Origin of the sequence: Chitinimonas sp. BJB300, from assembly GCF_002735695.1 — a bacterium.
In the GTDB taxonomy this organism is placed as follows: Bacteria; Pseudomonadota; Gammaproteobacteria; order Burkholderiales; family Chitinimonadaceae; genus Chitinimonas.
In genome coordinates this window covers 46,860-54,937 of record NZ_PDZH01000011.1, presented here as the reverse complement: position 1 = coordinate 54,937, position 8,078 = coordinate 46,860, and the positions used below count along the sequence as shown (strand labels likewise).

Here is an 8,078-nt window from a genome sequence, read left to right as displayed (position 1 = left end):
CAACCTCACAGCTTGCTTGCGCCTTTCGTGCTGTTCTTGCCGCGACAGCTTGCGTCCGTCTTCTTTGTCCATTTCTATCAGTTGGGGGCGGACACCAATAAATCAACCCTTAGTTGCCGGGTGAATAATAAACGCCACAAACAGATGTCACGCAAACAACGAATGCGCGCTGCCCGGCTTGTGCCGCCCTCATTCCTATCCTGCCCAAGCTGACGCCTTTACATATTCACCGGTGAATAAATCGTTATCGCAAGCACAAGCGCGGTATTCACCATGCGGCTCAAAAGCGCTGGACTGATTTGCCGTGTGTAACGGCGGGTCTCGGTACCGGCCTTAAAACCCAAGTCTAATGTACGGTGCTGCAAACCATCCCATTGCTATCGGAGATTGATGGGCAGCCCTTCAATGCAATTCAGCAAGCCATCCATAATTTTATGGAAAGATTCATCACCACTTTCACTTTCTAACTCAAAGGTAGCCTGCCATAAACCATCTTCCCTGCTCTGAACATGCAATGTCATTAAGTCGTTTCGTTCCAATGTTTCAGCAAAGTCTCTCAAGTCGCGATGACTTAAAATAATCAAGTCAGCATTAAGGAAAGCGGTCTTCTTCGGAAACAATGCGTCTAGATGGTCGTCTTTCACAGTAGTTTTCCCAATTTAATCCGCGTACTTGTCTAATTACCGATGAACGCGCTTTTTCGATTAATACCATAAGCAATCCCGGCAGGAATATCGCTTCTAGTCGTGCCGCGAAGTGCATCGTCAGGTGGGTATAGAGACAAGGTAGTCGTGCATATTTCGCCTGCAATTTGTTGAATCTCCATGGCGCTAAGTATTTGCATGATCGTTTCTCGCGTGATGTTGAGTGAAACTAATATGGGGTAATTAGGCCTGCTGGTGCAGCAATGAATTAGTACATAGTTATGTGTGATTGTTTCGTAAACATAATAATTTGTCATTAACTGGCTGAGCAGCACATTTGGACTGACACGAACGCGTCCGAATAAGAAGCGGGGCGCAATGATTGGACTCCGTCATTAAATAATCAGGCCTGAAAAGTGCAAAAACGGGACGGTACCGTTACTGAACCCCACTTCGAGCCTGTCAAAAGTGTTTCGCGCCAAGCAAGACAAGGTGGAAACAGTCAAGGCAGTGGCGTTTACAAGTCGTAAATGCGCATTCCGAGAGTACTTTCAACATCGTATTGCTGGCGCATATCGCCGTAGCAGTTCGGCCTCCCCTTGCGAGGGCTTTCCAGCAGCCTATGCGTCCCGATCACACCTGCGCAGCAGGATCGTGAACCAGTTCTGACGCAATGCGCTAGTGAAAGCACTGGCTAATATGAACGAGGGGTTGGCTGTGTGGTCAGAGCAGCAAAAGAGCCCGGGCCTTCGCACCTTGGCCGCGGTACCCACGGAGCAAATCAACGGAGAACGCATCTACCTGCAACGTATTGCCGAGGAGCGTATTACCTCGCGCAAGCCTACCTGGACCCAGCGCCTGCACAACTACAACGCCATCTAGCGCAGCCTCGTCGAAACGGACAAATACGGTGATGCAAACTAGTAGTAAGCAATTCATTGGACAAGTCGCGCACTCTGATCAAGCTGCTTTGATGTGCGTTATCGCTCGACACAGCGACAACGTGGAGTGGATTTGTTATCGCCGGTACGGCCGCACACCCGTCGTTGTGGAAGCAGTACTGATAACTCATACCTTGTCGCTTGGCGCCGCCGTGGCCTTGTCCAGTATGCTGCCTCCTCAAACCCAAACCCCTCTCCAATTTTGAGACTAACTGATATGGCTGAACCTGTTACTCCAACATCCGGCACGGTAGCCAATACCAGCCTTTCCACCACCACCTTGGTTAGCCTGTTTCCTGGTGTGGATGCCGGCATCGTCATGGGCGCTATTGCGGGCGCTGCCGTGTTCGTGCTGAGCGCCAAGGAGATCAGCAACCTGTGCAAGGCTGGCTACTTCTTGGTTTCCTTCATCACCGGAATAGCGAGTGCATCCACCGGCACCAGCGTACTCGTGTGGCTGCTGCCCGAGCACATTACCGTCACGCCAAGTGTGGGCGCCCTCATCACTGCCGCCATATCGGTCAAGCTGCTGCTCTGGCTAATTGGGCAGGCTAACAATCCAATGGCGTTGCTCGCCAAACTACGCCAGAAAGGGGGAACAGAGTGACAATCCACTTCCATTGGATTTATGCCGCGCTGTGCAGCTTGATCGCCTTACGCCTATTGTTTTTCCGCCGGAAAGGTCGTCTGCACCGTCCGTATATGGCTTGGCTGGCCTATCTGCTCATTGTTACCACCGCATCGGTACCTGTGCGCTTAGTATTGGGTGAACACGTTGCGCTTGATGTCAGTGGGTTCATCTCTGTGCTGTTTCTTACCCTGGCCGTCTTTGCTGTACGCGGCAATGTAGCGGATTTATTCCGTGGACCGCGATGGCAGCACAAATCCCCTCCTTCATCCCGTCTCTAAGAACCTGTCTAAAGTCTCGCGAGCTAAGGCAAAGAGAAGGCGGAAACAGCCGAGGCAGTGACGTTTACAAGTCGTAAATGCGCATTCCGCGGGTGTTTTCAACGCCATATTGCCGACGCGCAGCAGACTTTAGACAGGGTTCTAAGGCCAGGGCCACAGTGCCAACATCCGTCGCATGATGCGGCAGTTGTTGGCACTTTGAAGGCTGATGCTTATTTAGTTGGTGCCTGCGTCACGCCAGGTACTTGCATTAACGATATGTTTACGTTTTGGGTATAAAACGGCGGAAGCTCATTCACAACAGGAACCAATTCGGAGAACTGGGCACCATTACGTGGCGGATAATAAAACTGTAGATTACTCGGAAACATATTGGGAATCGGCCCCTCCATCGTCGAACCGTAAGCACCCAAACTCATGATGGTTATTGAATCATCAGGATCCGGCGCATATAGATAAACAAAGGTGCCGTATTTAGGGTGCGTTAAATACAGTGCGGGGTTATCTGTCGTAGATGCCTGCGCGTATTTATTCATAAGGTCCCAACGTGTCTTTGCATACTCCTGAGTTACATTCATGAACGCCGCATGCACTGGGCTGGTATTGAATGCATCAGCCATGCACAACACCAGATTGCCAAAAGGATCAATGAATGCCACTGCATTGCGTGCGTTTGGCGCATCAGCCAGCACTGCTTTCAATTCAGTCAATATCTGCGCATCAGGCAAGCGTGGGTTGTCAATTTTAATCGTAAACGCCTTTTTGTAAATTGCTCGGTAAGCCTGAAGAATCGCTGAGTTAGACGGCAATTCCGCCGGATTACTCATTTGACTAGGCGCCAGCCCCGTGGAATTACTGGTGTTACGAACCGTATCAACACTCTGAGTGAACACCGTACCGCAGTCACGGAGGTTTGCAGGTGTGACAACGCCATTTTTAAACGCAACGGAGGGCCCACCCACATAAGACCGGGTCAGGGGTTTGAAATTTGCCGCCCCAGAGGCATAGTAACCAAAGTTTTTCTGTGCCTTGGTGCGCAAATTCGCGGGCAAGGTCGCAAATTGGAAATTCTGCGCACAATTAATACCCGCATAAGTATCAATTGCCACCACGCCGACATTAAACCCTGCCGTTAGTAGTGCACCGGTACACATCGCACAGGGATCAAGCGATGTAATCACTGTAATCTGATTGGGCTCGGGTAATTTCAGTGCTTCTTTATTGGCGTAATACCAATACACCAATTGGCGTTCACCATGCGCGGTCGGGTCGAAAGTAAATGAGACATTGTTACTTAAAGGGATGATCACATTATTGTGGATGGCAGAGATAACTTCCCCAGTCTGGTTATTGACCATCACACCACCCACTGCAAAAGTGGTCTGATTTGCAGCAGCAGTCGCTTGGTCCAGCACTGCGGCAGCTGCTGTATTCACATCGTCGATGATTTTTGTCATGTGCATTTCCTATTCATTATGGTCACGCGCTAAATGGCCTCAAACAGGCCATCCTCCTGGCTGCATAAGAATAGAAATTCATTGGCAAAGATCAATTGACTTCGCTACATGCACATAATCTAGCACTCCCTCTACCGCGCGCTTGTTCTATTCGGCACCCGATTGTTTCCATATTTCTATTATCATTAAAATATTGGAACAAGTGACGTTGTTACAGCACTGGCAGCCCTCGCCCAAGACTCTCGTCTTGCAATCTTTCGTGTCTTGGTACAAGCCGGGCCTGAAGGCGTATCTGCCGGAAAGATTGCTGGGGCAACCGGGATTGCCCCTCTACGATTTCTTTCCACATGAAAGAACTCACACATGCCGACATGACTACTTCGCGCCAAGAAGGGCGCTTTGTCATCTACACAGCCAACTTTGAGACGATGAATGTGCTGCTCTCATTCCTTAGTGAAAACTGCTGCGGGGGCAATCCCTGCGCGTCTGTCTGTAACCCAACCTGTGCCAAAACAGAAGAGAGGTCATCATGAAACGCCTACACGTGCATGTCTAAGTCGATAACTTGACCAAGAGCATCGACTTCTACACTTCAATGTTCGCAACCGCACCAACCGTCAGCAAATCCGATTACGCGAAGTGGATGCTAGAAGATCCTCGTATGAACTTTGCCATCTCTCAACGGGGTGCGGCCACTGGATTAAATCATCTTGGCATCCAGGTTGAGTCCGCTGATGAGCTGGCTGAAATGCACCATCGCTTGCAAGGACTAGCGTCAAATTTGACCGAAGAAACCGATTCAGCATGTTGTTATGCGAATTCAGACAAGTATTGGATCAACGACCCGCAGGGTATTGCTTGGGAAACCTTCCATACGCTGGACACTATCCCTGTCTTTGGTAGCCATCAAGAAAGTTCTTCTGCCGAATCTGGTTGCTGTATTCCCATGGCTAAGACAGAAAGCACATCACCGTGCTACATACCCACCAGCAAACTTAAGGTGACCGGAACCTGTTGCTGATCCACTATCGAGAAAAGCCAATGGCAGAAAATATTTATAATGTCCTTGTCCTCTGTACCGGCAACTCGTCGCGTAGCATCATCGCTGAAGCCCTTATCAACACGAAGGGCAACAGCCGCTTCCGGGCCTAAAGCGAGGGTAGCTATCCGACCGGCAAGGTTAACCCTTTCGCCATTGAGCAAATCGTCTCGATGGGCTATACGGCGGATAAACTTCGCAGCAAGAGTTGGGATGAATTCGCCCAGCCTGATGCACCGCCAATGCATTTCATAATCACAGTTTGTGATAACGTAGTGGGGGAAGTCTGCCCTGTGTGGGCCGGCCAGCCAATTTCGGCGCATTGGGGCTTTGAAGACCCAGCAGCCGTCGAAGGCAGTGAAGAAGTAAAGCGAGCAGCCTTCAATCAGGTATTCCGCAAAATCAAAGGCCGTGTTCAGTTGTTGATGAATCTGCCTCTACCCCAGTTCGATAAAGCAGCCATCAAGCGCGAGATGCAAATCATCGGGGATATGCCCTCATGACGCTCAGTCGTCGAGTAGTAGCGGAAGGTCTCGGAACAGCCTTTCTGCTGGTAACGGTAGTCGGTTCCGGAATCATGGGTGAACGATTGGCGGGCGGCAATATTGGTCTAGCTTTGCTCGCGAATGCCTTGGCTACAGGAGCAGGCCTTATCGCCTTAATCCTGACCTTCGGCCCGCTGTCGGGGGCGCATTTCAATCCTGTCGTTACCCTCTCAGACGCTTGGCTTGGCAATACCCGCTGGCGCGATGTCCCTGCATACGTCATGGTACAAATCGTCGGGGCCTTCGCTGGCGTGGCCGCGGCACATTTGATGTTTGGCGAACCACTTTTCTTTGCCTCCCAGCACATCAGGACGGGTGCAGCGCAATGGTGGAGTGAGTTTGTCGCTACCTTTGGCCTCCTTGCCGTCATCATCGGCTGCACACGCAACCACCCGAAAATCACGCCCTTCGGTGTTGCCGCCTACATCACGGCCGCTTACTGGTTCACCGCTTCCACGTCGTTTGCCAATCCAACCGTCACCCTTGCACGATCAGTAACTAACACGTTTGCTGGTATTCGGCCTACAGATACCTTTGGGTTCATTGCAGCTCAACTGGGTGGTGCAACTGCCGCTACCGTTGTCTTTGGCTGGCTTTATCGCCCGAACAAGTCTTAACGGCTTCAGGTTAACGTTCATTCAGCCGTGGAATTGCAAACTGCTACTGAAATCACAGGTTTATTACAAAACAGCGTGCAAAAACTTTCTAGATTTCTGGGTTAAACAGCGTCCAAAAGTTTCCGCTCCGGGGTTGTGCAACCCATCCGGATTTCTTGCCCGTGCCATCTGGGGTGTTATCCCGTCGCCAACCACTGCCACGCATTGCCAGGCAGGAATAGAAAAGCCCTGATAAATCAGGGCCTTTCTCAGTTTTCTTGCCATTTACTGCAAGTACTTACCTAACGTTGTTTCATTCCCACTCGATAGTCGCTGGTGGCTTACCTGATACATCGTAGACGACGCGGTTAATACCACGTACCTCATTGATAATCCGATTTGAGCAGCGACCAAGCAAGCTATATGGCAGCTCGGCCCAGTGGGCGGTCATAAAGTCACTGGTGACAACCGCACGTAGCGCAACTACCCATTCGTAGGTACGTCCGTCACCCATCACACCCACAGACTTTACCGGCAGGAAAACAGCAAAGGCTTGACTAGTGAGGTCGTACCAAGTCTTGCCGCTATGCTCGTCTACTGTATTGCGTAGCTCTTCGATAAAGATGGCATCAGCGCGTTGCAGCAAGCTAGCATATTCTGCCCTTACTTCGCCCAGAATACGTACGCCCAAGCCCGGACCGGGGAAGGGGTGGCGGTAGACCATCTCGTGCGCCAAACCTAGCGCCACACCCAGCTCCCGAACTTCATCCTTGAACAGTTCGCGCAATGGCTCCAGCAACTTCAGGTTCAAGGTCTCAGGCAGGCCGCCAACATTGTGGTGGCTCTTGATGGTATGCGCCTTCTTGGTTTTGGAACCCGCCGACTCGATCACATCGGGGTAGATGGTGCCCTGTGCTAGCCATTTAGCATTTGGCAGTTTCTGGGACTCTCGCTGAAAGACTTCGACGAATTCACGGCCAATGATCTTGCGCTTGGCTTCTGGGTCAGTCACCCCCGCCAGATGGCTCATGAACTCCTTACTTGCGTCAACGCGGATCACCTTCACGCCCAAACCACGGGCAAACATGTCCATCACCATGTCGCCTTCATGTAAGCGCAACAGGCCATGGTCCACAAATACGCAGGTGAGTTTATCGCCAATAGCGCGGTGAATCAGCGCTGCCGCCACGCTGGAGTCAACACCACCCGACAAGCCCAGGATCACCTCTTCGTCACCGACCTGCTCGCGAATTTTCTTTACGGCTTCATCGATATAGTTGGGCATCGTCCAGCTGGGCTGAGCGCCAGCAATACCCAACACAAATCGATGCAGCATGTCTGTGCCGCGCTTGGTATGGGTCACTTCCGGATGGAACTGCACAGCGTAGAACTTACGCACTTCATCAGCGACTGCCGCGATGGGGCAGGAAGGTGTTTCAGCTATCACGCTAAAGCCCGTAGGCATGGCGGTAACCTTGTCGCCGTGGCTCATCCATACATCCAAGAGGCCATGCCCCTCGGCGTTAGTACGATCCTGCAAGCCATTGAAAAGCTGTGAGTGGCCACGGGCGCGAATCTCGGCATAACCGAATTCACGTTTGTCTCCTGCCTCAACCTTGCCACCCAAGGCCTGCGCCATCCATTGCATGCCGTAACAGATACCCAGCACCGGTACGCCCAGTTCCAGCAACCCGGCGTCAGCCTGGTAGTCACTTTCGTATACCGAGTTTGGCCCGCCAGAAAGGATAATACCTTTTGGGTTGAAGGCTTTGATCTCGGCCAATGGCATATCATACGGGTGCAGTTCGCAGTAAACGTGCGCTTCACGAACACGACGGGCGATAAGTTGAGCGACTTGCGAGCCGAAGTCGAGGATGAGGATTTTGTCCATGGGCGAGCAGGCTTTCCGTGCAAAAACCGGATTTTACAGGAGCCCGCCGACTACGC

At 51.5% G+C, this 8,078-nt stretch carries 10 protein-coding genes; 7 read left to right on the top strand and 3 right to left on the bottom strand.

Features of this window, described 5'->3' with window-relative positions:
* The coding region (locus tag CSQ89_RS23065; protein ID WP_233202949.1) for a hypothetical protein at positions 1 to 213 on the top strand (213 nt) is incomplete at its 5' end.
* 164 nt (positions 214 to 377) lie between these two features.
* Here CSQ89_RS23065 and CSQ89_RS03370 read toward each other — a convergent pair.
* Positions 378 to 644, bottom strand: coding sequence for a hypothetical protein (locus tag CSQ89_RS03370; protein ID WP_099404777.1), 267 nt, complete (start codon positions 642 to 644; stop codon positions 378 to 380).
* A 681-nt stretch (positions 645 to 1,325) separates the two neighbouring features.
* On the opposite strand from CSQ89_RS03370, the gene CSQ89_RS03365 reads away from it, so the two are divergent.
* The 3 genes from CSQ89_RS03365 to CSQ89_RS03350 all read left to right on the top strand — a co-directional run bounded on the left by CSQ89_RS03365 (position 1,326) and on the right by CSQ89_RS03350 (position 2,494).
* Positions 1,326 to 1,526, top strand: coding sequence for a head completion/stabilization protein (locus CSQ89_RS03365; RefSeq protein ID WP_099404776.1), 201 nt, complete (start codon positions 1,326 to 1,328; stop codon positions 1,524 to 1,526).
* A 276-nt stretch (positions 1,527 to 1,802) separates the two neighbouring features.
* Positions 1,803 to 2,192, top strand: a complete 390-nt coding sequence (locus CSQ89_RS03355) for a putative holin (protein ID WP_099404774.1) — start codon at positions 1,803 to 1,805, stop codon at positions 2,190 to 2,192.
* On the top strand, positions 2,189 to 2,494 hold the full coding sequence (locus CSQ89_RS03350) for a phage holin family protein (RefSeq protein WP_233202948.1): 306 nt from the start codon (positions 2,189 to 2,191) through the stop codon (positions 2,492 to 2,494). The genes CSQ89_RS03355 and CSQ89_RS03350 overlap by 4 nt, the downstream gene beginning before the upstream one ends.
* Before the next feature lie 212 nt (positions 2,495 to 2,706).
* Here CSQ89_RS03350 and CSQ89_RS03345 read toward each other — a convergent pair whose 3' ends face one another.
* Positions 2,707 to 3,951, bottom strand: a complete 1,245-nt coding sequence (locus CSQ89_RS03345; RefSeq protein WP_099404773.1) for a nucleoside deaminase — start codon at positions 3,949 to 3,951, stop codon at positions 2,707 to 2,709.
* A 565-nt stretch (positions 3,952 to 4,516) separates the two neighbouring features.
* Between CSQ89_RS03345 and CSQ89_RS03335 the strand changes: the two genes are divergently transcribed.
* The 3 genes from CSQ89_RS03335 to CSQ89_RS03325 all read left to right on the top strand — a co-directional run bounded on the left by CSQ89_RS03335 (position 4,517) and on the right by CSQ89_RS03325 (position 6,152).
* A complete protein-coding gene (locus tag CSQ89_RS03335) occupies positions 4,517 to 4,972 on the top strand; it encodes an ArsI/CadI family heavy metal resistance metalloenzyme (RefSeq protein ID WP_233202947.1) in 456 nt (151 codons plus the stop codon).
* Between the two features lie 191 nt (positions 4,973 to 5,163).
* Positions 5,164 to 5,493, top strand: coding sequence for a hypothetical protein (locus tag CSQ89_RS03330; protein WP_441302615.1), 330 nt, complete (start codon positions 5,164 to 5,166; stop codon positions 5,491 to 5,493).
* A complete protein-coding gene (locus CSQ89_RS03325) occupies positions 5,490 to 6,152 on the top strand; it encodes an aquaporin (RefSeq protein ID WP_099404772.1) in 663 nt (220 codons plus the stop codon). The genes CSQ89_RS03330 and CSQ89_RS03325 overlap by 4 nt, the downstream gene beginning before the upstream one ends.
* 292 nt (positions 6,153 to 6,444) lie before the next feature.
* Here CSQ89_RS03325 and guaA read toward each other — a convergent pair whose 3' ends face one another.
* Entirely contained in the window at positions 6,445 to 8,022 is a 1,578-nt protein-coding gene (gene guaA, locus CSQ89_RS03320; protein WP_099404771.1) for a glutamine-hydrolyzing GMP synthase, read from the bottom strand.
* Between the last annotated feature and the right edge of the window lie 56 nt (positions 8,023 to 8,078).

Coding starts and splice junctions, on each gene's coding strand:
- CSQ89_RS03355 (WP_099404774.1), top strand. CDS start 1,803: ATGGCTGAACCTGTTACTCCAACATCCGGCACGGTAGCCAATACCAGC.
- CSQ89_RS03345 (WP_099404773.1), bottom strand. CDS start 3,951: ATGACAAAAATCATCGACGATGTGAATACAGCAGCTGCCGCAGTGCTG.
- CSQ89_RS03330 (WP_441302615.1), top strand. CDS start 5,164: ATGGGCTATACGGCGGATAAACTTCGCAGCAAGAGTTGGGATGAATTC.
- CSQ89_RS03325 (WP_099404772.1), top strand. CDS start 5,490: ATGACGCTCAGTCGTCGAGTAGTAGCGGAAGGTCTCGGAACAGCCTTT.
- guaA (WP_099404771.1), bottom strand. CDS start 8,022: ATGGACAAAATCCTCATCCTCGACTTCGGCTCGCAAGTCGCTCAACTT.